Source organism: Pseudomonas asturiensis, from assembly GCF_900143095.1.
Classification (GTDB): Bacteria; Pseudomonadota; Gammaproteobacteria; order Pseudomonadales; family Pseudomonadaceae; genus Aquipseudomonas; species Aquipseudomonas asturiensis.
This window is the reverse complement of sequence record NZ_FRDA01000011.1, coordinates 129,949-155,090: the sequence shown is the minus strand read 5'-3', so window position 1 is coordinate 155,090 and position 25,142 is coordinate 129,949. Positions and strand designations below refer to the sequence as shown.

Below are 25,142 nucleotides of genomic sequence, written 5' to 3'. Positions count from 1 at the left end.
GGGTGACCGATATGTTGCAAGTCAGTGTTTATCGTTACAACCCTGAGCAGGACGCTGCGCCGTTCATGCAGGAATTCCAGGTCGATACCGGTGGTAAAGACCTGATGGTGCTGGACGTGCTGGCTCTGGTCAAAGAACAGGATCAAGGCTTCTCGTATCGCCGCTCATGCCGTGAAGGTGTCTGCGGTTCCGACGGCATGAACATCAACGGCAAGAACGGCCTGGCGTGCATCACGCCGCTGTCTGCCGTGGTTGCCAAGGGCAAGCTGATCGTTCGTCCGTTGCCTGGTTTGCCGGTCATTCGTGACCTGGTCGTCGATATGAGCATCTTCTACAAGCAGTACGAGAAGGTGAAGCCATTCCTGCAGAACGACACGCCGGCTCCGGCCATCGAACGTCTGCAGACCCCGGAAGAGCGCGAAAAGCTCGATGGCCTGTACGAGTGCATCCTGTGCGCTTGCTGCTCGACATCCTGCCCGTCCTTCTGGTGGAACCCGGACAAGTTCCTGGGCCCTGCTGCACTGCTGCAAGCCTACCGTTTCCTGGCTGACAGCCGTGACACCCGGACCAATGAGCGTCTGGCTTCGCTGGACGACCCGTTCAGCGTGTTCCGCTGCCGTGGGATCATGAACTGCGTCAACGTTTGTCCGAAGGGCCTGAACCCAACAAAGGCTATCGGTCACGTACGCAACATGCTTCTGCAGAACGGCGTCTGATTCATCGCTTTACCTGTAACACCGTTGCACTGAAATGGCCGCGGCGCAGGCTTCAACCGGCGCCGTGGTTTTAACCTGAGCAGTAGCTCGCAAAGCTGCGGCTCTTATTTTGAAGAAATGAGACCAGCAGGGGCATCCGGGCTGGTACCCGGACTATCTGCGTGATTCCCTGGTGACTTGATACAGTCGCTGCACACGACTATTTCAGGATTGCTCTGGTGTCTTCGCCGGTGGTGTCCCCTTACCGAGGGTGACCAAGCATGCAAGAAAGCGTGATGCAGCGCATGTGGAACAGTGCCCACCTATCCGGTGGTAACGCTGCCTATGTGGAAGAGCTCTATGAGCTTTACCTGCACGACCCTAACGCTGTGCCAGAAGAATGGCGCACCTACTTTCAGAAGTTGCCAGCTGATGGCAGCTCTGCCACTGATGTATCGCATTCGACCATTCGCGATCATTTCGTGTTGCTGGCCAAAAACCAGCGCCGCGCTCAACCGGTGTCTGCCGGCAGTGTGAGCAGCGAACACGAGAAGAAGCAGGTTGAAGTACTGCGACTGATCCAGGCTTATCGTATGCGTGGCCACCAGGCTGCCCAGCTCGATCCGCTGGGTCTGTGGCAGCGTCCTGCACCCGCCGATCTGTCGATCAATCACTACGGCTTGACCAATGCCGATCTGGATACGACTTTCCGCGCCGGCGACTTGTTCATCGGCAAAGAGGAAGCGAGCCTACGCGAAATCCACGAAGCGTTGCAGCAGACATATTGTCGCACCATCGGCTCCGAGTTCACCCACATCGTGGATTCCGAGCAGCGCAACTGGTTCATGCAGCGTCTGGAAAGCGTACGCGGTCGTCCTGTGTTCTCGGCTGACATCCAGAGCCATCTGCTTGAGCGCGTGACCGCCGCAGAAGGCCTCGAGAAGTACCTGGGCACCAAATACCCGGGCACCAAGCGTTTCGGTCTGGAAGGTGGCGAAAGCCTGATCCCGATGCTCGACGAGCTGATCCAGCGTTCCGGTTCCTATGGCACCAAGGAAGTCGTTATCGGCATGGCCCACCGTGGCCGCCTGAACGTGCTGGTCAACACCTTCGGCAAGAACCCGCGCGACCTGTTCGACGAGTTCGAAGGCAAGAAAAAAGTGGAGCTGGGTTCCGGTGACGTCAAGTACCACCAGGGCTTCTCTTCCAACGTCATGACCGCAGGCGGTGAAGTTCACCTTGCCATGGCATTCAACCCGTCCCACCTTGAGATCGTGTCTCCGGTGGTCGAGGGTTCGGTGCGCGCGCGTCAGGATCGTCGCAACGATCCGAACGGTGACAAGGTTCTGCCGATTTCCCTTCACGGCGACGCGGCCTTCGCAGGTCAGGGCGTTGTGATGGAAACCTTCCAGATGTCGCAGACTCGCGGCTTCAAGACGGGCGGCACGATCCACATCGTCATCAACAACCAGGTTGGCTTCACCATCAGCAACCCGCTGGACTCGCGTTCCACCGAGTACGCTACCGACGTCGCCAAGATGATTCAGGCTCCGATTCTCCATGTAAATGGTGATGACCCTGAAGCGGTGATGTTCGTGACCCAGCTGGCGATCGACTACCGCATGCAGTTCAAGCGTGACATCGTCATCGACCTGGTCTGCTACCGTCGTCGCGGTCACAACGAAGCTGACGAGCCTAGCGGCACCCAGCCTTTGATGTACCAGCAGATCACCAAGCAGCGCACCACCCGTGAGCTGTACGCCGAGCATCTGATCAAGACCGGCGTTCTTGACGACGCCCGTGTTCAGGCCAAGGTCGACGACTACCGCAGCGCGCTGGACAACGGTCTGCACGTGGTTAAAAGCCTGGTCAAGGAACCGAACAAGGAATTGTTCGTGGACTGGCGTCCGTACCTGGGCCATGCCTGGACGGCGCGTCACGACACTCGCTTCGATCTCAAGACCCTGCAGGAACTGTCCGCCAAGCTGATGGAGCTGCCGGAAGGTTTCGTCGTGCAGCGTCAGGTACAGAAGATCTACGAAGATCGCCAGAAGATGCAGGCCGGTGGTTTGCCGATCAACTGGGGCTATGCCGAAACCATGGCATACGCCACGCTCGCGTTCGAAGGTCATCCGATCCGCATGACGGGTCAGGACATCGGTCGCGGTACGTTCTCGCACCGTCATGCCGTATTGCACAACCAGAAAGATGCAGGCACCTACATCCCTCTGCAGAACCTGTACGCCGGTCAGCCTCGCTTTGACCTGTATGACTCGTTCCTGTCGGAAGAAGCGGTGCTGGCATTCGAATATGGCTATTCGACCACCGAGCCTAACGCGCTGGTCATCTGGGAAGCCCAGTTCGGCGACTTCGCCAACGGTGCCCAGGTGGTTGTCGACCAGTTCATCACCAGCGGCGAGCACAAGTGGGGCCGTCTGTGCGGTCTGACCATGCTGTTGCCTCACGGTTATGAAGGGCAGGGCCCGGAGCACTCCTCCGCACGCCTTGAGCGCTACCTGCAACTGTGTGCCGAGCACAACATTCAGGTGTGTGTGCCGACTACGCCGGCCCAGATCTACCACTTGCTGCGTCGTCAGGTGATTCGCCCGCTGCGCAAGCCGCTGGTTGTCCTGACACCCAAGTCGCTGTTGCGTCACAAACTGGCGGTTTCGACCCTGGAAGAACTGGCCGAAGGCTCGTTCCAGACCGTTATCCCGGAAATCGATACCCTCGATCCGGCCAAGGTAACGCGCCTGGTGCTGTGCAGCGGCAAGGTCTACTACGACCTGCTGGAAAAACGCCGCGCCGAAGGTCGTGAAGACATCGCCATCGTTCGTATCGAGCAGCTGTATCCGTTCCCTGAAGATGACTTGATGGAGACGATCGCGCCTTACACCAACCTGCAGCACGCAGTGTGGTGTCAGGAAGAGCCGATGAACCAGGGCGCCTGGTACAGCAGTCAGCACCATCTGCGTCGCAGCATTGGCAATCACAAACGCGAACTCGTTCTCGAGTACGCTGGTCGTGATGCTTCCGCCGCGCCAGCATGTGGCTACGCTTCGATGCACGCCGAACAGCAGGAAAAACTCCTGCAAGATGCCTTCACTGTTTAACGCCTTCGAGCATTAGAAACCGAATTAAGGAATTACAGATAATGGCTATCGAGATCAAAGCCCCCTCTTTCCCGGAATCCGTTGCCGACGGCACCATTTCCAAATGGCACAAGCAACCGGGTGAAGCGGTAAAACGTGACGAGCTGCTGGTCGACATCGAGACTGACAAGGTTGTCCTCGAAGTTCTGGCCGAAGCTGACGGCGTGCTGGCATCGATCGTGAAAGGCGAGGGCGAAGTTGTCCTGTCCAATGAACTGATTGCAACCCTGGACGCCGGTGCAAGTGCATCGGCTGCTCCAGCTGCCGCAGCTGCTCCTGCCGCTGCTCCTGCTGCTGCATCGGCACCTGCTGCATCCGCCGCTGACGACGAAGACGCAATTGCTGCGCCTGCTGCTCGCAAGCTGGCTGAAGAAAACGGTATCAACCTGGCCAGCGTCAAGGGCACCGGTAAAGACGGCCGTATCACCAAGGAAGATCTGGTTGCGGCCATCGAAGCGAAGAAATCCGCTCCAGCCGCTGCGCCTGCTGCCAAGCCTGCTGCCGCTGCCGCTCCTGTCGTTGCTGCTGGCGACCGCACCGAGAAGCGCGTACCGATGACCCGCGTGCGTGCAACAGTGGCCAAGCGTCTGGTTGAAGCTCAATCGAACATGGCCATGCTGACCACCTTCAACGAAGTGGACATGACCGAAGTCATGGCACTGCGTTCGAAGTACAAGGATCTGTTCGAGAAGTCCCACAACGGTGTGCGTCTGGGCTTCATGTCGTTCTTCGTCAAGGCCGCTACCGAAGCGCTGAAGCGTTTCCCGGCAGTCAACGCGTCGATCGACGGTTCCGATATCGTTTATCACGGCTACGCTGACGTAGGTGTTGCAGTGTCCAGCGACCGTGGTCTGGTCGTACCGGTTCTGCGTAACGCAGAACACATGAGCCTGGCTGAAATCGAAGGCGGCATCGCCACCTTCGGCAAGAAGGCGCGTGACGGCAAGTTGTCCATCGACGAGATGACCGGCGGCACGTTCACCATCACTAACGGTGGTACCTTCGGTTCGATGATGTCGACGCCGATCGTCAACCCGCCGCAGGCTGCCATCCTGGGCATGCACAACATTCTGCAGCGCCCTATGGCAGTCAATGGTCAGGTTGTGATTCGTCCGATGATGTATCTGGCGCTGTCCTACGATCACCGTTTGATCGACGGTAAAGAAGCAGTAACCTTCCTCGTTACCATCAAGAACCTGCTGGAAGACCCGGCTCGTCTTCTGCTGGATATCTGATGAAGCGGCTGAGGGTTGCCTGTCGTCGGACCGGGTTGTCAGGTCCGTTGACGTGTAGCCCGAGGCTGGTGTGTTGCATCTTATGAATTGGTCGCAAGTCAGTGATGCCGCAAGGCGAACCGGCTTGCAGCTTGCAGCTTGAAGCTCGCAGCTAAAAGGAATCTTTTTATGTCCCAGAAATTCGACGTGGTAGTGATTGGCGCAGGCCCTGGCGGTTATGTTGCCGCCATCAAGGCTGCGCAACTTGGTCTCAAGACTGCCTGCATCGAGAAATATCAGGACAAGGAGGGCAAGCTGGCCCTCGGCGGTACCTGCCTGAACGTGGGTTGCATTCCTTCCAAGGCGCTGCTGGACAGCTCCTGGAAGTTCTACGAAGCCAAGAACGGCTTCGCGGTTCACGGTATTTCGACGTCCGAAGTGACGATGGACGTGCCGGCCATGGTCGGTCGCAAGGCCACCATCGTCAAAGGCCTGACCGGCGGCGTTGCCAGCCTGTTCAAGGCCAACGGCGTGACCACCCTGCAAGGCCACGGCAAGCTGCTGGCCGGCAAGAAGGTCGAGCTGACCGGTGCTGACGGCACGGTCGAAATCATCGAAGCGGATCACGTGATCCTGGCTTCGGGCTCGCGTCCGATCGACATTCCGCCGGCTCCGGTCGACCAGAAAGTGATCGTCGATTCCACCGGCGCTCTTGAGTTTCAACAGGTTCCGAAGCGTCTGGGCGTCATCGGCGCTGGCGTGATCGGTCTGGAACTGGGTTCGGTGTGGGCGCGTCTGGGCGCTCAGGTTACCGTTCTGGAAGCCCTGGAAAAATTCATTCCGGCAGCTGACGAGGCGGTTTCCAAGGAAGCCCAGAAGACTTTCACCAAACAAGGCCTGGACATCAAGCTGGGCGCTCGCGTCACCGGTTCCAGTGTCAATGGCGAAGAAGTCGAAGTCACTTACACCGACAAGGACGGCGAGCAGAAGATCACCTTCGACCGCCTGATCGTTGCGGTGGGTCGTCGTCCTGTGACGACCGATCTGCTGGCTGCTGACAGTGGCGTCGACATCGACGAGCGCGGTTTCATTTTTGTCGATGACTACTGCACCACCAGCGTTCCGGGCGTGTATGCGATCGGCGACGTGGTTCGTGGTTTGATGCTGGCGCACAAGGCGTCCGAAGAAGGCATCATGGTTGTCGAGCGCATCAAGGGCCACAAGGCCGTGATGAACTACAACCTGATCCCGTCGGTTATCTACACCCACCCGGAAATCGCATGGGTAGGCAAGACCGAGCAGACCCTGAAGGCCGAAGGCGTTGAAGTCAACGTCGGTACCTTCCCGTTCGCAGCCAGTGGCCGTGCCATGGCCGCCAACGACACCGGTGGCTTCGTCAAGATCATCGCCGACGCCAAGACCGACCGTGTTCTGGGCGTTCACGTGATCGGCCCGAGCGCTGCCGAACTGGTTCAGCAGGGCGCTATTGCAATGGAGTTCGGGAGCAGCGCTGAAGACATCGGCATGATGGTCTTCTCGCACCCGACTCTGTCCGAAGCGCTGCATGAAGCGGCCCTGGCAGTGAATGGCGGTGCCATTCACATCCAGAACCGCAAGAAACGCTAAGACAACAAGAAACCACGATGCAGTGCCCGTCGTGAGTCCTGCCTGCAGGGCTTACCGCGGAATCTGCGTCGGACTCGACCTCCCAGGCGGCCTCGGCAATGTCTAGCGATATTGTCGGGGTCCACCCGGAGTAGCGGTCACAGGTGGTGCGGCACGCTGACGTGCAGCACCGAATGCGCAGTACCTAAACGAAGACGGTAATAAGCATGAATCTTCACGAGTATCAGGGTAAGCAGCTGTTCGCTGAATACGGCCTGCCAGTATCCAAAGGCTACGCAGTAGACACCCCCGAAGCAGCAGCGGAAGCTTGCGACAAGATCGGCGGAACCGAGTGGGTCGTCAAAGCCCAGGTTCACGCAGGTGGTCGCGGTAAAGCGGGCGGCGTCAAGCTGGTTCGCAGCAAAGAAGACGCTGCAGCGTTCGCACAGCAGTGGCTGGGCAAGCGTCTGGTGACCTATCAGACTGACGCCAATGGTCAGCCAGTGACCAAGATCCTGGTCGAGTCGTGCACCGACATCGCCAAAGAGCTGTACCTGGGCGCTGTTGTCGACCGTTCCAGCCGTCGTATCGTGTTCATGGCGTCCACCGAAGGTGGCGTGGACATCGAGAAGATCGCTCACGACACTCCTGAAAAGATTCTCAAGGCCACGATCGACCCACTGGTTGGCGCTCAGCCATTCCAGGGTCGCGATCTGGCATTCCAGCTGGGTCTGGAAGGCAAGCAGGTCACTCAGTTCGCCAAGATCTTCACCGGTCTTGCCAAGCTGTTCCAGGACCACGATCTGGCTCTGCTGGAAGTGAACCCGCTGGTGATCAAGGCTGACGGCGATCTGCACTGCCTGGACGCCAAAATCAACATCGACGCCAACGCCATGTATCGTCAGCCAAAGCTGAAGGGTTTCCACGACCCATCGCAGGATGACCCGCGCGAAGCCCACGCTGCCAAGTTCGAACTGAACTACGTTGCGCTGGAAGGCAACATCGGCTGCATGGTCAACGGCGCTGGCCTGGCCATGGGTACCATGGACATCGTCAACCTGCATGGCGGCAAGCCTGCAAACTTCCTTGACGTTGGCGGTGGCGCTACCAAGGAACGTGTGACCGAAGCGTTCAAGATCATCCTGTCCGACACCAATGTCGCTGCAGTACTGGTCAACATCTTCGGCGGTATCGTTCGTTGCGACATGATTGCCGAAGGCATCATCGGTGCAGTGAAAGAAGTCGGCGTGAAAATCCCGGTTGTTGTTCGTCTTGAAGGCAACAACGCTGAACTGGGCGCTAAAGTACTGGCAGAAAGCGGTTTGAACATCATCGCGGCAACAAGCCTGACCGACGCTGCTCAACAAGTCGTCAAAGCTGCGGAGGGCAAATAATGAGCGTCCTGATCAATAAAGACACCAAGGTTATCTGCCAGGGTTTCACTGGTTCGCAAGGTACCTTCCACTCCGAGCAAGCCATTGCCTACGGCACTAAAATGGTTGGCGGCGTGACCCCAGGCAAGGGTGGCACTACGCACCTGAACCTGCCGGTGTTTAACACGGTTGCAGAAGCGGTTGCCACCACTGGCGCCGATGCTTCGGTTATCTACGTTCCGGCTCCTTTCTGCAAAGATTCGATCCTGGAAGCTGCATTCGCCGGCATCAAGCTGATCGTCTGCATCACCGAAGGCATCCCGACCATCGACATGCTGGAAGCCAAGGTCAAGTGTGACGAGCTGGGTGTGGTCCTGATCGGCCCTAACTGCCCAGGCGTCATCACTCCGGGCGAGTGCAAGATCGGCATCATGCCAGGTCACATTCACTTGCCAGGCAAGGTCGGTATCGTGTCGCGTTCCGGCACCCTGACCTACGAAGCGGTCAAGCAGACCACTGACGCCGGTTTCGGTCAGTCCACCTGCGTCGGTATCGGTGGTGACCCGATCCCGGGTTCCAACTTCATCGACATCCTGAAACTGTTCCAGGAAGACCCGAAGACCGAAGCGATCGTCATGATCGGCGAGATCGGCGGTTCGGCTGAAGAAGAAGCGGCAGCCTACATCAAGGCTCACGTGACCAAGCCGGTTGTTTCCTACATCGCTGGTGTGACTGCTCCTCCGGGCAAGCGCATGGGCCATGCGGGCGCAATCATCTCCGGCGGTAAAGGTACTGCAGACGAGAAGTTCGCTGCACTGCAGGATGCGGGCGTCAAAACCGTTCGTTCCCTGGCAGACATCGGCAAGGCCCTGGCCGAGCTGACCGGTTGGCCGACCAAGTAAGCTTCGCTTACTTTTTCGAGCAATCAGCAAAGGCCACCCTCGGGTGGCCTTTGTGCATTCTGGTGATTGAGAAAGCGTCCGTTAGCAAGCCATCTGTAAGCCACTGAAGAAACGTGAATGTGTGGGAGCGGACTTGTCCGCGAAAAGGCCGGTAAATCCAATGCAGATGCAGTAGCAGAACTACTGCATTCGCGGACAAGTCCGCTCCCACGCAATGATTTTCTTCAGCGGGTTACAGGTGTTTGATAGGGGCGGACCGAGAGGTGCTGTTCCCAAGGCGCGGGGTACATCCCGTAGACCTGTATTCGCTGTGATGCATGGATGCGCTTATTAAGGGCGTATATCGGAAGCTCGCCCTTCAATAGTGCATTTATTGCCTGAGTTCGCTACCCTGTGCCCCGTTTTTGCGTCGCCCTCACGAGGGGCACGTCGCAAGGTACTGCCACGTCTTACGCTGACGGGCTGCGTTCACCTCATTCATGGGTGGCGTCACTTCCCTTATCTCGATTTTGTGTGGTCCTTCGCAATGAAAGTGTTGAAAGGTCAGGACATCCTGGCACTTGGCTTTATGACGTTTGCCCTGTTTGTCGGGGCGGGCAATATTATCTTTCCGCCGATTGTCGGCCTGCAGGCCGGGCCGCATGTGTGGATCGCCGCGCTGGGCTTTCTGGTCACTGCGGTGGGCCTGCCAGTGGTGACCGTGATTGCCCTGGCCAGGGTTGGCGGCGCGATGGATGCGTTGAGCAGTCCGATCGGCAAAGTGGCGGGCGGCATTCTGGCTGCGGTGTGTTACTTGGCGGTCGGCCCATTGTTCGCCACTCCGCGTACCGCCACCGTGTCCTTCGAGGTCGGACTGGCCCCGCTGACAGGTGACAGTCCGCTGGCGCTGGCGCTGTATAGCCTCGTCTATTTCCTGGTGGTGTTCTGGGTGTCTTTGTACCCGGGCCGTCTGCTCGACACGGTAGGGCGCTTTCTGGCGCCGCTGAAGATACTCGCGCTGGCGATCCTTGGCATCGCCGCCGTTGCCCTGCCGGCAGGCGACATCGGAACTGCCGAGCCTGCCTACGCGGTTGCACCGTTCTCCCAAGGCTTCATCAACGGTTACCTGACCATGGACACGCTGGGTGCGCTGGTCTTCGGTATCGTTATCGTCAACGCCATTCGCTCGCGTGGTGTCGAGTCGCCGCGTCTGATCACGCGCTACGCGATCATCGCGGGGCTGATTGCAGGCGTCGGATTGGCGTTGGTCTACATCAGCCTGTTCCGCCTTGGCTCCGGCAGTCATGCCGTGGCGGCGGGCGCGACCAATGGCGCGGTAGTGCTGCATGCCTATGTACAGCACACCTTTGGTTCGCTGGGCAGCGGTTTTCTTGCCGGGCTGATTTCGCTGGCGTGTCTGGTTACGGCGGTAGGTCTGACCTGCGCGTGTGCCGAGTATTTTGCCAAAGTGCTGCCGCTGTCCTACAAGACGCTGGTCGTGCTGCTTGCGGCATTTTCGCTGCTGGTCTCGAACCTGGGTCTGACCAAGCTGATCCTGTTTTCGATTCCGGTCCTGACCGCCATCTATCCACCTTGTATCGTTCTGGTCGCGCTGAGTTTCTGTAAGGGCTTCTGGCAGCGTCAAGGGCGAGTTGTGGCACCGGTCATGCTGGTCTCTTTGATCTTCGGCCTGATCGACGCCATCAAGGGCGCAGGCTTCACTCATTACTTGCCGAGTGCGCTGGCTAACTTGCCGCTGAGTGAACAAGGGCTGGCATGGTTAGTTCCGTCGGTTATAACGTTGGCGGGCGCCGTTGTTGTCGACAGAATTAAAGGTAAACCCAGCGAAGCGCTGGCGTGATAGTGCAAACCTTTTAAAGCGCACACAATAAAGCCCGCCAAAGAGCGGGCTTTATTTATAGTTCTGCAAGCCGTGGGGCTTTATTTGGTCGCTGGCGCGGCTTCAGTCGCCGGGGCCGGAGCCTTGTTGGCGTTTTCTGCTGCACGCTGCTGAGCTGCTTCTGCGTTCTTCTGAGCAGCTTCCTGGCTTTCCTTGGCAGCATCGTTCACTTTTTCCTGAGCCTTCTCCATCGACTCCTGGGATTGTTGAGCTGCTTTGTTGGCATCTTGCTGAGTGTTTTCAGACTTTTTGTCACAGGCGGCAAGACCCAGAGTGGCAGAAAGCATCAAGGCATAGGCTAAAGATTTACGCATGGGGTATTTCTCCTTATTGAGTATCCACGTGGCTAAGAGCACCCCCTTGGATATTAAGTTCCAACGTATGGAGAGATTGTTTCGGGGGGCTGTTTTAGCGGTGTTACATTTTACTGATACAACCCCGATGGGACGGCTTGCTCGTGCTGTCATCGCCCCTCGGTAAACAGTTGTCCTCGTGAAACACATTGCCCATCTCCCGGACGAAATGAGGGCAGGTGAAGGGTGATTGATTTTTTCTGCCCTTGAAATCCTCTGCCCAGCCCCCACTTTGATGACTACCCGCTGCCGCACAGGCTCACGCCTCACTGTGGCGGCTTATGCCATCCAGATCGGAGTTTGATGACCATGAGTGTGGAAACTCAAAAGGAAACCCTGGGCTTCCAGACCGAGGTAAAGCAACTGCTGCACCTCATGATCCATTCGCTGTATTCCAACAAGGAAATTTTCCTTCGCGAATTGATCTCGAACGCGTCTGACGCGGTCGACAAATTGCGTTTCGAAGCGCTGTCCAGGCCAGAGCTGCGGGAAGACGGCGCTGACCTGAAGATTCGCGTGAGCTTTGACAAGGACGCCAAGACCGTCACGCTCGAAGACAACGGCATTGGTATGAGCCGTGACGATGTGATCACCCACCTGGGTACCATCGCGAAATCCGGCACCGCTGATTTCATGAAAAACCTCTCGGGCGACCAGAAGAAGGATTCGCACCTGATCGGTCAGTTCGGCGTCGGTTTCTATTCGGCGTTCATCGTCGCCAATCAGGTTGAAGTGTTCAGCCGTCGCGCTGACCTGCCTGCCAGCGAAGGCGTGCACTGGTCGTCCAGGGGTGAAGGCGAGTTCGAAGTCGCGACCCTGGACAAGGCCGAACGCGGTACGCGCATTGTCCTGCACCTCAAGGACGGCGAAGACGAGTTTGCCGACGGCTACCGTCTGCGTAACATCATCAAGAAATACTCCGACCACATCGCGCTGCCTATCGAGTTGCCCAAAGAGCAGGCGCCTGCGGCCGAAGGCGAAGAGGCTCCGGCGCTTGAGTGGGAAACCGTCAACCGCGCCAGTGCTCTGTGGACCCGTTCCCGTTCCGAGGTGAAGGACGAGGAGTATCAGGAGTTCTACAAGCACATCGCCCACGATTACGAGAACGCGCTGAGCTGGAGCCACAACAAGGTCGAAGGCAAGCTGGAGTACACCTCGCTGCTGTACGTGCCAGCCCGGGCACCGTTCGACCTGTATCAGCGTGAAGCACCGCGTGGTTTGAAGCTGTACGTGCAGCGCGTGTTCGTCATGGATCAGGCCGAGTCGTTCCTGCCGCTGTACATGCGCTTCGTCAAGGGCGTGGTCGACTCCAATGACCTGTCGTTGAACGTGTCCCGCGAGATCCTGCAGAAAGACCCTATCATCGATTCGATGAAGTCGGCGCTGACCAAGCGTGTGCTGGACATGCTGGAGAAACTGGCGAAGAACGAACCCGAGCAGTACAAGGGCTTCTGGAAAAACTTCGGTCAGGTCCTCAAGGAAGGTCCGGCTGAAGACTTCGCCAACAAGGAGAAGATCGCAGGTCTGCTGCGCTTCGCTTCGACGTCCGACGAAAGCGGCGAGCAGAGCGTATCGCTGGCCGAATACCTGGCGCGCGCCAAGGAAGGTCAGGACAAGATCTACTACCTGACCGGCGAATCCTGGGCGCAGGTCAAGAACAGCCCGCACCTTGAAGTCTTCCGCAAGAAAGGCATCGAAGTGCTGCTGCTGACCGACCGTATCGACGAATGGCTGATGAGCTACTTGAGCGACTTCGACGGCAAAGGCTTTGTCGACGTGGCGCGTGGTGATCTGGATCTGGGCAAGCTTGATTCCGAAGAAGACAAGAAGGCGCAGGAAGAGATTGCCAAGGACAAGGAAGGCCTGATCGAGCGTATCAAGGCTGCCTTGGGCGAATCGGTCAGCGAAGTGCGTGTTTCGCACCGTTTGACCGATTCTCCAGCGATTCTGGCCATTGGTGAGCAGGACATGGGCCTGCAGATGCGCCAGATTCTGGAAGCCAGCGGTCAGAAGGTTCCGGATTCCAAGCCGATCTTCGAATTTAACCCGGCTCACCCGCTGATCGGCAAGCTGGACACCGAACAGAGCGAAGAGCGTTTTGGCGACCTGTCGCACATCCTGTTCGATCAGGCTGCGCTGGCCGCTGGCGACAGCCTCAAGGATCCGGCCGCTTACGTTCGCCGTCTGAACAAGTTGCTGGTTGAGCTGTCGGTTTGATGACCGAATGACAGAAAACCCGCTTCGGCGGGTTTTTTGTTTGATCTTTCACAGCTGTATTTCTCACCTTTCAAATCATCAGGAGTCAGCGATGAGCAGCAAGATTACTGTACGTCCCGTAGCGCACCAGATTGATGGCCAGCCTTATGAGAGTCGTCTTGTGTATGACGCAAACGTGACCTCGTCCCGCCCGGGCCTGTTGATGGCTCCCAACTGGATGGGCGTTAGCGACGACGCTGAAAACATCGCCAGGGCCGTGGCCGAACAGGGTTATGTGGTGCTGCTGGTCGACCTTTATGGCCAGAGCATTCGCCCGAGCAATGGCGATGAAGCAGGCGAGGCGATGATGCCTCTGAAGAACGACCGTGCGTTGCTGCGCAAGCGCATGCAGGCCGGGCTGGATCTGTTGCTCAGTCAGGCGGGTGTCTCGCTGGATGCCAACCGCATCGCGGCCTTTGGTTTCTGCTTCGGCGGTTGCTGCGCGCTGGAACTGGCACGCAGCGGCGCTGACCTCAAGGCGGCCGTTTCCTTCCACGGCACGCTGGATACGCCTAACCCTGCCGATGCCGGCAACATCAAAGGCTCGGTGCTGGTTCTGAACGGCGCATCCGACCCGATGGTGCCTCATGAGCAGCTGTTGGCGTTCGAGGCCGAGATGAATGCAGCCGGCGTCGATTGGCAATTGCATAACCACGGCGGTGCATTCCATTCGTTCACTGACCCGCATGCCAATGTGCCGGGCAAGATGATGTACGACGCGAAGGTGGCGAATCGCGCCTTCAAGTCCATGCACGATCTGTTGAGCGAAGTGTTCAACTAGGCCGTTCTGACGTTCAGGGTAACTCGATCCGGCCGGACTCTCCCGCAACGGTCGGCCAGTCGCCTGAGGCCCAGCGATTTCGCGCGTTTTCTATGAGCGCCGGATCGCTGGCCACGAAGTTCCAGTTCATGCGGCGTGGCCCGTCCAGAGGTGCGCCGCCTATCAGCACGGCGTGACATTCGCTCTCTGCGCACAGGTTCAGAATGACGCCCGGTTCCAGCACGACCAGTGTGCGGGGCGCAATCGGTAGGCCGTCCAGTGAAGCTTCGCCCTTGAGAACGTAAAGCGCGCGCTCCTGATGCTCTGCCGGAATCGCCAGGGTTGTAGCAGTCTGCAGGCGTATTTCGGCGTACAGCGTGTCTGAGAGCACCTTTACGGGCGATTGCAGCCCGAAGCCGTGACCGGCAAGCATGCGGATGAAAATGCCCATGCTGTCGCTCTGCGGAAGGCTGTGTGCAGGGTGATGGCGGTAATGGCCTGGGCCTTGCTCGTGTTCACGGGGTGATGCCAGCCAGACTTGCAGGCCATGCAGGCGCGAGCCGCTGATTCTAAGGGGCTCGGGCGTACGCTCGATATGGGCAATGGCTGCGCCTGACGTCATCCAGCTCACGTCTCCTGCCTTGACGCACTGATCACTGCCCAGGCTGTCCTTGTGCTGCAGTTCGCCTTCCAGCAGATACGTCAGCGTCGACAGGCCGATGTGCGGATGCTGGCGGATATCCATGCCCGTGCCTGGCGGGTAATCCATCTCAAGCATATGGTCGAAAAACACGAACGGCCCGACACTGCGGCAGCGTGCCGAGGGCAGGGGGCGCAGGATCGGCTGGCCTTCCACCGTTTCAGCGCGTGGGGTGATGGTCAGCATGATTCGGGTCTCCACGGTGGGTCAGGGTTGGCTGGAAGCATAGCGCGGGGAGGGCGAGGGATGAATGTCAGCAAACGAACGTGTGTGTGTCTTACGAAGGCAATGGTGCGCGTCATACAGGCTATGGCGTCAGCGCTGGCTCTTTCGCGAGCAAGCTCGCTCCCACGACGCTCCGGTGTTTGAGGTTTAAAACAGAAAAGGCGCCTCGAAAGGCGCCTTTTCAGTCTTGCACAGGCTGGTTGTTACGCCTGATAGCGCTTCAGAACCAGAGTGGCGTTGGTGCCACCGAAGCCGAAGCTGTTGCTCATGACCTGGTCGATCTTTGCGTTTTCCTGCGTCTTGAGCAGGATAGGCATGTCAGCGACTTTCGGGTCCAGCTCGTCGATGTTGGCCGAGCCTGCGATGAAGTTGTTTTCCATCATCAGCAGGCAGTAGATCGCTTCATGCACGCCAGCGGCGCCCAGGGAGTGACCCGACAGGCTCTTGGTGGAGCTGATCGCCGGTGCGTTGTCGCCGAAGACTGCACGCACACCGTTCATTTCCATCTCATCACCGACCGGGGTCGAGGTGCCGTGGGTGTTGAGGTAGTCGATAGGACCTTCAACCGTGGACAAGGCCATCTGCATGCAGCGGATGGCGCCTTCGCCACTTGGCGCGACCATGTCGTACCCATCGGACGTCGCGCCGTAGCCGACGATTTCCGCGTAGATCTTGGCGCCACGGGCCAGAGCGTGTTCCAGCTCTTCGACCACCACCATACCGCCGCCACCGGCGATGACGAAACCGTCACGCTTGGCGTCGTAGGCACGGGAAGCCTTTTCAGGGGTTTCGTTGTACTGGGTGGACAGCGCGCCCATGGCGTCGAACAGGAACGACTGGCTCCAGTGCTCTTCTTCACCGCCGCCGGCGAAAACGATGTCCTGTTTGCCCAGCTGGATCTGCTCGACAGCGTTGCCGATGCAGTGGGCGCTGGTAGCGCAGGCGGACGAGATGGAGTAGTTCACGCCCTTGATCTTGAACGGGGTGGCCAGGCACGCGGAAACGGTGCTGCCCATGGTCCGCGTAACGCGGTAAGGGCCGACGCGCTTGACGCCTTTTTCACGCAGGATATCCAGCGCTTCCATCTGGTTCAGTGTCGAAGCGCCGCCGCTGCCAGCGATCAGGCCGGTTCGCACGTTGGAAACCTGCTCGTCGGTCAGGCCGGCGTCTGCGATGGCGTCTTTCATGGCCAGATAGGCATAGGCTGCCGCGTGGCCGACGAAACGGTAAATCTTGCGATCGATCAGTTCTTCAAGGTTGAGGTCGATGGAGCCGGCAACCTGGCTGCGCAGACCCATTTCGGCATAATCCGGTTTGAAGCGGATGCCAGGGCGGTTGGCACGCAGGTTAGCGGTGACGGTGTCTTTGTCATTGCCCAAGCAGGAAACAATACCCAGACCAGTGATAACGACGCGGCGCATGCGATTACCCTTAGAAGTTTTCAGTGGAGGTGAACAGACCGACACGAAGACCTTCGGCACTGTAGATTTCGCGACCATCAACGCTCACGGTGCCGTCGGCGATTGCCAGGACCAGTTTGCCGCGCATGGTGCGTTTGATATGAATGTTATAGGTGACTTTCTTGGCGGTCGGGAGGACCTGGCCGAAAAACTTCACTTCGCCCGAACCCAGGGCGCGTCCGCGGCCAGGGTTGCCTTGCCAGCCGAGGTAAAACCCGACCAGTTGCCACATGGCATCAAGGCCCAGGCAGCCAGGCATCACCGGATCGCCTTCGAAATGGCAGGCAAAGAACCACAGGTCCGGGTTGATATCCAGTTCGGCGACCAACTCACCCTTGCCGAACTTGCCGCCTTCTTCGCTGATGTGCGTAATGCGATCAACCATCAGCATGTTGGGGGCGGGCAGTTGCGCGTTACCTGGGCCGAACAGCTCGCCACGACTGCAGCGCAGCAGGTCTTCCCGGGTAAAGGCGTGTTGTTTGGTCATGCGAGCTCCTCAATGATCTTGTGCGGCAGGTTGGGGCGCCACTGGCCCAAACGCCAGTCCTGGCGGACTAATTCGCCAGGACCATGTCCGGCAGCCTACTCATAGACTGTTGCGTTGTGGTGAAAGTCACAGCACAGGTTAAATCAAAGTACACCTGTGCACTGAATTTTGCAGTTCGACCGACGCTTCGGGTCGATCACGGCGTCAAGACTGCCGCAATTTAGCATTTATCGCCAGTCGCGGGTGCCCGAAAGAATAGCCAGCGTCGCAAAATCTGCTGTAAATCAGCATGTTTGAAGGGTTTGGCGAGGTAGTCATCCATGCCCGCCTGTAAACAGGCGTCTCGATCGCCCTGCAAGGCATTGGCCGTCAGGGCGATGATGGGCACGCTGTCCAGCCCCGACAGTGAGCGAATCCGGCGAGTGGCTTCATAGCCGTCCATCACCGGCAGTCGGCAGTCCATGAGAATCAGTGCGTAGCGCCTGATGCTGGCCATCGCCACTGCCTGGGCGCCGTCGACTGCCACTTCCACCTCACAGCCCATGTTATGCAGCATGGCCTGGACCACCGTGCGGTTCACCGGATTGTCTTCGACCAGCAATACGTTCAGTTCCTTGTCGGGGGTATCGAGGGCGTACAGCGGTTGTCGAATGTCGGCGGGCTGTTGTGGGGCCACGGGCAACGGAATCTGCAAGGTAAACAGCGAGCCGGCACCTTCCTCGCTCTGCGCCTGCAACGTTCCGCCCATGCGCTCGGCGAGCGTACGGGCGATGGGCAGGCCCAGACCAGTGCCGCCGTAGCGTCTGGAAATGGAGCTGTCGGCTTGATGGAAGGCGTCGAACATCGATTCCAGCTGGTCGGCATGAATCCCGATACCGCTGTCCTGGACCGTGCAGGTGAACCGCAGATGATCGGCGTCGAGCAGGACCCAGCCAGCCTCCACGCAGACACTGCCTTGCTCGGTGAATTTGAGTGCGTTGCCGATCAGGTTCACCAGAATCTGGCGAATCCGGGTCGGGTCTCCCATCACGTTGAACGACTCCAGGCCCGGCTGTATATAAAGATTGAGCTTCAGGTTGCGTTGCTGCGCGTTGTGATTGAACGCGTGGGTCGAGGCGTTGATCAGTTCCGCCAGGTTAAAGGCAATGCCCTCCATCTGCAGCGCGTCACGTTCGATACGAGAGAAATCCAGAATGTCGTTAATGACGCGCAGCAAGTGCTCGGTGGACTCGGTGGCGAGCGCGGCATATTCGCTTTGCTCGTCGGTCATGCGCGTGGTCTCCAGCAGTTGCAGCATGCCCAGTACACCGTTCATGGGCGTGCGCAATTCATGGCTCATCATCGCCAGAAAGTCGGACTTCGCGCGGTTGGCCTGCTCTGCCTCCTCGCGGGTCTGGATGAGCTGCGCCATGGAGCGCTGCTGCTCCAGGCTGGCCTTGTCCAGGTTCTGGGCCAGGTTATTGATGTGCCTTGCGAGTGCGCCGAGTTCGGCGTCGTCACTGACCGGAAGCGGCGTCCTGTAGTCACCTTTCTGGATCGCCTTGAGGGCTTCGCCCATGTCACTGATAGGGCGGGACAGGCTCAGGGCCAGACGTCTGGCCAGCAGAAAGGTGAACAGCAGTGCACATAAGGCCAGGATGGCGGCCTTGAGGAGGATTTCCTGCTGACGACGGCTGAACGCCTCGCTGGACATGCCCACCAGCACTCGGCCCAGATAACGTGGCGAAGGGGCGTCCGGGGATTGTAGAACGTCTGGCTGCGTGCTTCGGGTGATCATGTGCTGGGCGCGGACAGGCGCCTGGAACATTTCCATCTGCCGCACCGCGTGTTCGTTTTCACGAGGTTGATCGATATAGACCAGCGCAGTGTTCGAGCTGTCCTGAATTTCGACATAGCGCACACCGGGCATCGACAGTGTGGCCCGCATGAGGCCTTTCAGGCCTTCGGTGTCGCCAATCGAAAGACCGGGCTCGGCAGCGGGCGCCAACTGATTGGCGATCAGTTGCCCCGTATGATTGAGCTCCTGACGCAGGTCCTGGATACGCACGAAGGTAAAGAAACCGATCAGCAGTACCGTCAGCAACAGGGCCGGGCCGAGGCTGATGGCCTGGGTGCGGGTATTGATGTCCCAGTGACGAAACTTCATCGGCTGCCACTGGTGGCAGGGGCATGCCCCTGGCACTCGATCGATGCTTCCATGCCTGTACGTCCCTGATCCTTGTCAAAGCATCTGCGTGCGCCTGCGCCAGGGCGTCGACCATCACGATAATGCATGCTGTGTGCGCATGTTAACCGACATGGGCCGGGTTTCCAGACAACTTATTTATATGGGCAGGTGCTGGCGCGGGGCATGGCCACGATGAAGGCGGGTCTGACGTGTTTGGCGCTGGCCGATGCCGTGGCGCTCCGTATAATGCCGACATCGCCAATCAGTGGCCCAGGATGGATTGATTTATGACCACGCAGCAGCCTGTAGCGGTTCTTGGAGGCGGCAGCTTTGGCACTGCCATTGCAAATCTTCTGGCCGAAAACGGTCATCCGGTTCGCCAATGGATGCGTGATCCCGAGCAGGCAGAGGCCATCCGCGTCAATCGTGAAAACCCGCGCTACCTCAAGGGCATCAAGGTCCGGCCGGAAGTCGAGCCGGTGACTGACCTTGCCGCGACACTGGAAGGCAGTGAGCTGATTTTTGTCGCCTTGCCATCCAGTGCGTTGCGCAGCGTGCTATCGCCGCATGTCGAATGCCTGAACGGCAAGATGCTGGTGAGCCTGACCAAAGGTATCGAGGCGCAGACGTTCAAACTGATGAGCCAGATCCTTGAGGAAATCGTGCCTCAGGCGCGCATCGGCGTGCTGTCCGGACCCAATCTGGCACGTGAAATTGCCGAGCACGCACTGACCGCCACCGTGGTCGCCAGCGAAGACGAGGCGTTGTGTCAGCAGGTGCAGGCCGTTTTGCACGGCCGTACCTTCCGTGTGTATGCCAGCGCCGACCGGTTTGGTGTCGAGCTGGGGGGCGCCTTGAAAAACGTCTACGCGATCATTGCCGGCATGGCGGTGGCGCTGGAAATGGGCGAGAACACCAAAAGCATGCTGATCACACGTGCGCTGGCCGAGATGACCCGCTTTGCGGTGGCCCAGGGCGCCAACCCGATGACCTTCCTCGGGCTGGCGGGTGTGGGCGACCTGATCGTGACGTGCTCCTCCCCGAAAAGCCGCAATTACCAGGTCGGTTTTGCGCTGGGGCAGGGCCTGACCCTGGATGAGGCGGTAACGCGCCTGGGCGAGGTCGCAGAAGGGGTGAACACCCTCAAGGTGCTGAAGGTCAAAGCCCAGGAAGTTCAGGTTTACATGCCATTGGTCGCGGGCCTGCATGCCATTCTTTTCGAAGGTCGTACGCTCAATCAGGTGATCGAAGCGCTGATGCGCGCCGAACCCAAGACGGACGTCGATTTCATCTCAATCACAGGCTTCAATTGAAACCACCTCATCCGGGAGAAGGGTCTTGAACGAGTCGAACACCCAGAAGAACGAATCCATCCTGCTGCGCATCCTCTGGATGCTGCTGTTCGTCATTGTCTGGCAGGTCGCTGAAGTGGTGCTGGCAGGCGTGGTGCTGGTGCAACTGGGCTATCGCCTGATCTACGGTGCGCCGAGCGGCACCCTGATGAACTTCGGCGACAGTCTGAGCCAGTTTCTGGCGCAGATTGGTCGCTTCGGCACCTTCCACACGGACCAGAAGCCCTGGCCGTTCGCCGACTGGCCAACGCCGCGTGCGCCGGATGGCGAAGCGGCGCATTACGTTGCGCCTGCACCGCATCCGGTGCGTGACGAGGAGCCGAAACTATGAAGATCTGGGTGTTGCGCCATGGCGAAGCCCAATCCCGGGCGCGCAGCGATGCCGAACGCGAGTTGACTGCCCACGGTCGGGAGGAAGTGCTCAAGAGTGCTGTCCACCTGAGCGACAAGCCGTTGCAGAAACTGCTCGCCAGCCCTTACGTCCGTGCTCAGCAGACCGCCGAGCTGGTGCACAGGTCGCTTGGCTTCGATAAGCCGACCGTGACCGTGCCCTGGCTGACACCCGACAGCGACCCGCGCCAGGTACTGGCCCATCTGGAAGCGCTGGACGTTGACGAAGTCCTGCTGGTCAGCCATCAGCCGCTGGTCGGTGCGCTGATCGGGCTATTGGTTTACGGCAGTTATCAGCAGGCCGAACCGATGAGCACTGCCAGTCTTGCCGAGCTTGAAGGCGAGCACCTGATCGCGGGCGGCATGAACCTCAACAGTATTCGCCACGTCTGAGCGGGCCCGCACTGGCGGGCGCTTGCCGTGTGAGCAACCAGCGTCACCCCACCATAAAAAAGGATTGAGCATGAGTGTATGGCGTGTAACACCTGATATCGACGCCCTGATGAAGGCGCAGAAGAACACCATCGGCGAAGTGCTGGATATCCGCTTCGAGTCGTTCACCGAGGACTCCCTGACCGCCAGCATGGTGGTCGATCAGCGCACCCATCAACCGTTCGGCCTGCTGCACGGCGGGGCGTCGGTGGTGCTTGCCGAGTCGCTGGGTTCAATGGCCAGCTACCTGTTGGTCGATTCGAGCAAATTCTTCTGCGTAGGGCTTGAGGTCAACGCCAACCACCTGCGCGGCGTGCGTTCAGGACGTGTCACCGGTGTTGTGCGGCCTGTGCATATCGGTCGTACCACCCACGTCTGGGATATTCGAATCACGACTGACGAGGGCAAGTTGAGCTGTATCTCGCGACTGACCGTCGCGGTGGTGCCGCATGGCCAGGAGCCGCCTGCTCGCTGAGTGGGGCGTTGGCTATTAAAGCGGCGCGCGTTGTTCCAGTTTGGGCGTTGTAAGGCTTTGATGTTGTGTCCTAGTGTCGGGGTGTGCCCTGAAAAGAGCATGCATGCGAGGAGGATTACCGATGACTGACAAACAGAGTTCCACTGAACCTGCTGCACCCAAACTGCCCGAAATGAACCTGGAAAAGCGACTGCAGGACATCTACTCAGACAAAATGCTGACCAATACCGAGTTTATGGCACTTCGTGACGATGCCGACAGGCTCTTCACGCAATTGATCAAACAACTGCCCGGCAATGGCTGCATCGGGCTTTTCCAGCAGATGGCGGATGTGACGGTGCAAGCCATGCAGCTGGGAATGCTCGATATCAAAAGAGCCAGACCCACCGCTGATGTGAAGGCGTTGGTCAAGCAGTCCTATGAGTTTCAGGTGGCGTATATAAAGGCGTCGCTTGATCGATTTACTCAGTCGTTGTGATGCATGACTTGCCCCGGCCATGGCATGGTCGCTGTGCGATGGCCGGAGTGACACCTTCGATGGCAGTTACAATCATTGCCGTGCATCTGGCCTGGTGCGCACAATCGCTACTCGTCCGGCCCTTGAGTGTATCGGCATGCCCCAGCCCGTGTTCTTCGCCCACGCCAATGGCTTTCCCTCAGCAACCTACGGCAAGCTGTTCGCTGCGCTGGCGCCCGAGTATGCCGTCGCGCATCTGGAACAGCATGCCCATGATCCGCGTTTTCCGGTGGACGACAACTGGCTGAATCTGGTCGATGAGCTGATTCACCATCTGCGCGGGCAGGATGGCCCGGTGTGGGGCGTAGGGCATTCACTGGGCGGCGTTCTGCATCTGCATGCGGCGTTGCGTTGCCCTGAGTTGTACCGCGGCGTGGTGATGCTCGATTCACCGGTGCTGGGCCTGGCCGACCAGTTGTTCATTCGCGTGGCCAAGCGCCTCGGGTTCATTGACCGCATCACGCCTGCCGGTCGAACGCTGGGACGTCGCGAGGCGTTTGCTGATCTTGAGTCGGCCCGCGCCTATTTCGCCAGCAAAACACTGTTTCGCCGTTTCGACCCCGAATGCCTGGATGCGTACCTGCAACATGGCCTGCAAGCGGATGGCGAGCAGTTGCGCCTGCGCTTCGATCCCGCCACCGAGATCAGCATCTATCGCAGTATTCCGCACACCAGTCCCATACCTTCGAGGCAGCTCAAGGTGCCGCTGGCAATGGTGCGTGGCAAGCACAGCCGTGTGATCATGCCGCACCATGGCTATCTGGCCAGACGCATGCGTGAAGGCGAATACCTGTCGATGCCGGGAGGGCACATGTTTCCACTGGAGCGGCCGGATGAAACGGCGCAGTTGCTCAAATCACTGTTCATGCGCTGGGATGCCCGCAGCGCGACACGTCACGCACAGAACACCCCGGCATGAAGTGTCCGGTCGAGGAAGTGCGCCTGAGTCTTGGGCATATCGAGCTGGCGGCGCACCTGTTCGGCCCCGAGCAGGGCACGCCGGTCATTGCGCTGCATGGCTGGCTGGATAACGCCAACAGTTTTGCGCGACTGGCGCCCCGACTGGAGGGGCTGCGCATCGTGGCGCTCGACCTGGCGGGGCATGGCCATTCCGATCATCGCCCGCCTGGCGCGTCCTACGCACTGGCCGATTATGCCTACGACGTGCTGCAGGTCGCCGAACAATTGGGCTGGTCACGATTCGCGCTGCTCGGTCATTCGCTGGGCGCGATCATTTCGGTCATGCTGGCAGGTGCGCTGCCTGAGCGTGTCACGCACTTGGCGCTGATAGACGGTCTGATTCCACTGACGGGCGATGCCGACGCTGCCGCCGAACGCATGGGGACTGCGTTGCAGGCGCAACTGGCATTGCCGAACAAGAAAAAGCCGGTGTATCAGGATCAGGATCGGGCCATTCAGGCGCGCATGAAAGGTGTGGTTGCGGTCAGCCGGGAAGCCGCCGAATTGCTGGCGCAGCGTGGGCTGATGCCCGTGCCGGGCGGGTACACCTGGCGCAGCGACAGCCGATTGACCTTGCCTTCGACGACACGCCTGACTCATCAGCAGGCGATGGCATTCGTCAATAATGTGCGCTGTCCGACACAACTGGTCATTGCCCGCGAAGGCATGCTGGCAAAAAAACACGACGTGATGGATGCGCTGCCTTTTGCGATCGAGACCCTGCCAGGCGGGCACCATCTGCACCTGGATGACGAGGAGGGCGCGTTCGCTGTTGCACGCTGTTTCAATCGCTTTTTCGCTGCTTCTTGACTTGCGGTCGGCAACTGCCGACGCTGAGTGGGTTGAAACAGGAGCCAACCACGATGGACCAACCCACCACCTTGCCTGATTGCCTTGCCGGCACTGCCACCTACGCCTTCTTTCTGTCTGTCTGCCAATGAGAGCACTCATGCGTGTATCCAGTGTTCCATTCGTTGCACTCTGGGCATCGATATTCAGCGCCATGGTCGGTGCCGCCGATCTGCCGGGTAGTCAGGACCTGCAGATCCTGCCGCGTCTGGCAGATACGGAAATCGTCGACTACCGTCCCCGCGCCGAACTCGAACGCGTCTACCCCATGGGCTCGATCCGCAAGATCAGTGGCCAGCTGCGCTTCGATGGTCAGGTCAGTGCGCGGGGCAATCTGACCTCGGTCACTTACCAGTTGCCTGCCGAACATTCTTCCGACGACGCCTTCACCGCTGCGCGCGAAGCCCTGCAACAGCAAGGCGCCGAGCTGCTGTTCTGGTGCCAGGCACGTGACTGTGGCGAGAGCAGCCTGTGGGCCAACGAAGTGTTCGGCAATGCCAAGCTGTATGGCGCTGACGACCGGCAGGCCTACCTGCTGTTACGCCTTGCCGACACTGACACGCTGGTTGCGCTTTACAGCATCACGCGTGGCAATCGCCGCGCCTATCTGCACGTCGAGCAGTTCGAATCCGGCGCGCCGCTGGGCGATGTGCTTCCCACCTCGGCCACCTTGCTGCGTCAGCTCAAGAGCACCGGCAAACTCGATTTGCCAAGGCTGAGCGGCGAACCTCAGGACGCCTGGGTGACATTGATTTCCCGTGGGCTGAACCTCGACAGCTCCCTGCGCACGACGGTGTCCGGTGCCAGCGCAGCGGCCTGGCGCGATGCCCTGATCGCCAAGGGCGTGCGTGCGGCACGGCTGGAGACCGGCAGTGCCGATAAAAAAGGCCTGTCCATCGAGGTGATTCGCTAGCGTTCTGCTCCCCGTCCAGGGCGAAT

22 protein-coding genes are annotated in these 25,142 nt (G+C 59.2%); 17 read left to right on the top strand and 5 right to left on the bottom strand.

The genetic code is table 11. The annotated features are described in order from the left end of the window. Positions 1-11: 11 nt before the first annotated feature. The 7 genes from BUB69_RS19150 to brnQ all read left to right on the top strand — a co-directional run bounded on the left by BUB69_RS19150 (position 12) and on the right by brnQ (position 10,781). Positions 12-716 (top strand): succinate dehydrogenase iron-sulfur subunit, encoded by a 705-nt coding sequence (locus BUB69_RS19150; protein ID WP_073169474.1) that lies wholly within the window; start codon positions 12-14, stop codon positions 714-716. Positions 717-976: 260 nt separating this feature from the next. Further along, positions 977-3,808: a 2-oxoglutarate dehydrogenase E1 component gene (locus BUB69_RS19145; protein WP_073169472.1), complete on the top strand. Its 2,832-nt coding sequence runs from the start codon at positions 977-979 to the stop codon at positions 3,806-3,808. 41 nt (positions 3,809-3,849) lie between these two features. Further along, entirely contained in the window at positions 3,850-5,082 is a 1,233-nt protein-coding gene (odhB, locus tag BUB69_RS19140) for a 2-oxoglutarate dehydrogenase complex dihydrolipoyllysine-residue succinyltransferase (protein WP_073169470.1), read from the top strand. 168 nt (positions 5,083-5,250) lie between these two features. Then, a complete protein-coding gene (gene lpdA, locus BUB69_RS19135; RefSeq protein ID WP_073169468.1) occupies positions 5,251-6,687 on the top strand; it encodes a dihydrolipoyl dehydrogenase in 1,437 nt (478 codons plus the stop codon). A 206-nt stretch (positions 6,688-6,893) separates the two neighbouring features. Continuing rightward, the gene (gene sucC, locus BUB69_RS19130; protein WP_002552981.1) at positions 6,894-8,060 is read left to right on the top strand and encodes an ADP-forming succinate--CoA ligase subunit beta; all 1,167 of its coding nucleotides are present in this window, start codon (positions 6,894-6,896) and stop codon (positions 8,058-8,060) included. Beyond that, positions 8,060-8,941 carry a succinate--CoA ligase subunit alpha gene (sucD, locus tag BUB69_RS19125; protein ID WP_024688213.1) on the top strand — a complete coding sequence of 294 codons (882 nt, stop codon included), beginning with the start codon at positions 8,060-8,062 and terminating at the stop codon, positions 8,939-8,941. The genes sucC and sucD overlap by 1 nt, the downstream gene beginning before the upstream one ends. A 526-nt stretch (positions 8,942-9,467) precedes the next feature. After that, positions 9,468-10,781 carry a branched-chain amino acid transport system II carrier protein gene (brnQ, locus tag BUB69_RS19120; RefSeq protein WP_073169466.1) on the top strand — a complete coding sequence of 438 codons (1,314 nt, stop codon included), beginning with the start codon at positions 9,468-9,470 and terminating at the stop codon, positions 10,779-10,781. Between the two features lie 80 nt (positions 10,782-10,861). On the opposite strand, the gene BUB69_RS19115 is transcribed toward brnQ, so the two are convergent. Then, complete coding sequence (locus BUB69_RS19115; RefSeq protein WP_073169465.1) at positions 10,862-11,134, bottom strand: hypothetical protein; 273 nt, start codon at positions 11,132-11,134, stop codon at positions 10,862-10,864. 348 nt (positions 11,135-11,482) lie between these two features. On the opposite strand from BUB69_RS19115, the gene htpG reads away from it, so the two are divergent. Together htpG and BUB69_RS19105 are read left to right on the top strand one after the other, a co-directional pair. Beyond that, positions 11,483-13,390 (top strand): molecular chaperone HtpG, encoded by a 1,908-nt coding sequence (htpG, locus tag BUB69_RS19110; protein ID WP_073169547.1) that lies wholly within the window; start codon positions 11,483-11,485, stop codon positions 13,388-13,390. Positions 13,391-13,481: 91 nt separating this feature from the next. Continuing rightward, positions 13,482-14,210: a dienelactone hydrolase family protein gene (locus BUB69_RS19105; protein WP_073169463.1), complete on the top strand. Its 729-nt coding sequence runs from the start codon at positions 13,482-13,484 to the stop codon at positions 14,208-14,210. Positions 14,211-14,223: 13 nt separating this feature from the next. Here BUB69_RS19105 and BUB69_RS19100 read toward each other — a convergent pair whose 3' ends face one another. From BUB69_RS19100 to BUB69_RS19085, 4 genes are all read right to left on the bottom strand, one after another. Continuing rightward, on the bottom strand, positions 14,224-15,075 hold the full coding sequence (locus tag BUB69_RS19100) for a pirin family protein (protein ID WP_073169461.1): 852 nt from the start codon (positions 15,073-15,075) through the stop codon (positions 14,224-14,226). 242 nt (positions 15,076-15,317) lie between these two features. Further along, the gene (gene fabB, locus BUB69_RS19095) at positions 15,318-16,535 is read right to left on the bottom strand and encodes a beta-ketoacyl-ACP synthase I (protein WP_073169459.1); all 1,218 of its coding nucleotides are present in this window, start codon (positions 16,533-16,535) and stop codon (positions 15,318-15,320) included. 10 nt (positions 16,536-16,545) lie between these two features. Continuing rightward, complete coding sequence (gene fabA / locus BUB69_RS19090; protein WP_024686114.1) at positions 16,546-17,061, bottom strand: 3-hydroxyacyl-[acyl-carrier-protein] dehydratase FabA; 516 nt, start codon at positions 17,059-17,061, stop codon at positions 16,546-16,548. A gap of 220 nt (positions 17,062-17,281) precedes the next feature. Continuing rightward, the gene (locus BUB69_RS19085; RefSeq protein ID WP_073169457.1) at positions 17,282-19,207 is read right to left on the bottom strand and encodes a response regulator; all 1,926 of its coding nucleotides are present in this window, start codon (positions 19,205-19,207) and stop codon (positions 17,282-17,284) included. A 308-nt stretch (positions 19,208-19,515) separates the two neighbouring features. On the opposite strand from BUB69_RS19085, the gene BUB69_RS19080 reads away from it, so the two are divergent. From BUB69_RS19080 to BUB69_RS19045, 8 genes are all read left to right on the top strand, one after another. Beyond that, positions 19,516-20,541 (top strand): NAD(P)H-dependent glycerol-3-phosphate dehydrogenase, encoded by a 1,026-nt coding sequence (locus BUB69_RS19080; RefSeq protein ID WP_073169455.1) that lies wholly within the window; start codon positions 19,516-19,518, stop codon positions 20,539-20,541. 25 nt (positions 20,542-20,566) lie between these two features. Further along, the gene (locus BUB69_RS19075) at positions 20,567-20,911 is read left to right on the top strand and encodes a DUF4389 domain-containing protein (RefSeq protein WP_073169452.1); all 345 of its coding nucleotides are present in this window, start codon (positions 20,567-20,569) and stop codon (positions 20,909-20,911) included. After that, positions 20,908-21,363 (top strand): phosphohistidine phosphatase SixA, encoded by a 456-nt coding sequence (gene sixA, locus BUB69_RS19070; protein WP_073169451.1) that lies wholly within the window; start codon positions 20,908-20,910, stop codon positions 21,361-21,363. Before BUB69_RS19075 ends, sixA begins: the two co-directional genes overlap by 4 nt. A gap of 70 nt (positions 21,364-21,433) precedes the next feature. Continuing rightward, entirely contained in the window at positions 21,434-21,877 is a 444-nt protein-coding gene (locus BUB69_RS19065; RefSeq protein WP_073169449.1) for a hotdog fold thioesterase, read from the top strand. 121 nt (positions 21,878-21,998) lie between these two features. Beyond that, on the top strand, positions 21,999-22,355 hold the full coding sequence (locus tag BUB69_RS19060; protein ID WP_175561784.1) for a hypothetical protein: 357 nt from the start codon (positions 21,999-22,001) through the stop codon (positions 22,353-22,355). A 136-nt stretch (positions 22,356-22,491) separates the two neighbouring features. Then, the gene (locus BUB69_RS19055; RefSeq protein WP_073169447.1) at positions 22,492-23,313 is read left to right on the top strand and encodes an alpha/beta fold hydrolase; all 822 of its coding nucleotides are present in this window, start codon (positions 22,492-22,494) and stop codon (positions 23,311-23,313) included. Beyond that, positions 23,310-24,164 (top strand): alpha/beta hydrolase, encoded by an 855-nt coding sequence (locus BUB69_RS19050; RefSeq protein WP_073169445.1) that lies wholly within the window; start codon positions 23,310-23,312, stop codon positions 24,162-24,164. Before BUB69_RS19055 ends, BUB69_RS19050 begins: the two co-directional genes overlap by 4 nt. Before the next feature lie 127 nt (positions 24,165-24,291). Next, a complete protein-coding gene (locus tag BUB69_RS19045; RefSeq protein WP_073169443.1) occupies positions 24,292-25,116 on the top strand; it encodes a DUF4892 domain-containing protein in 825 nt (274 codons plus the stop codon). Positions 25,117-25,142 lie beyond the last annotated feature (26 nt).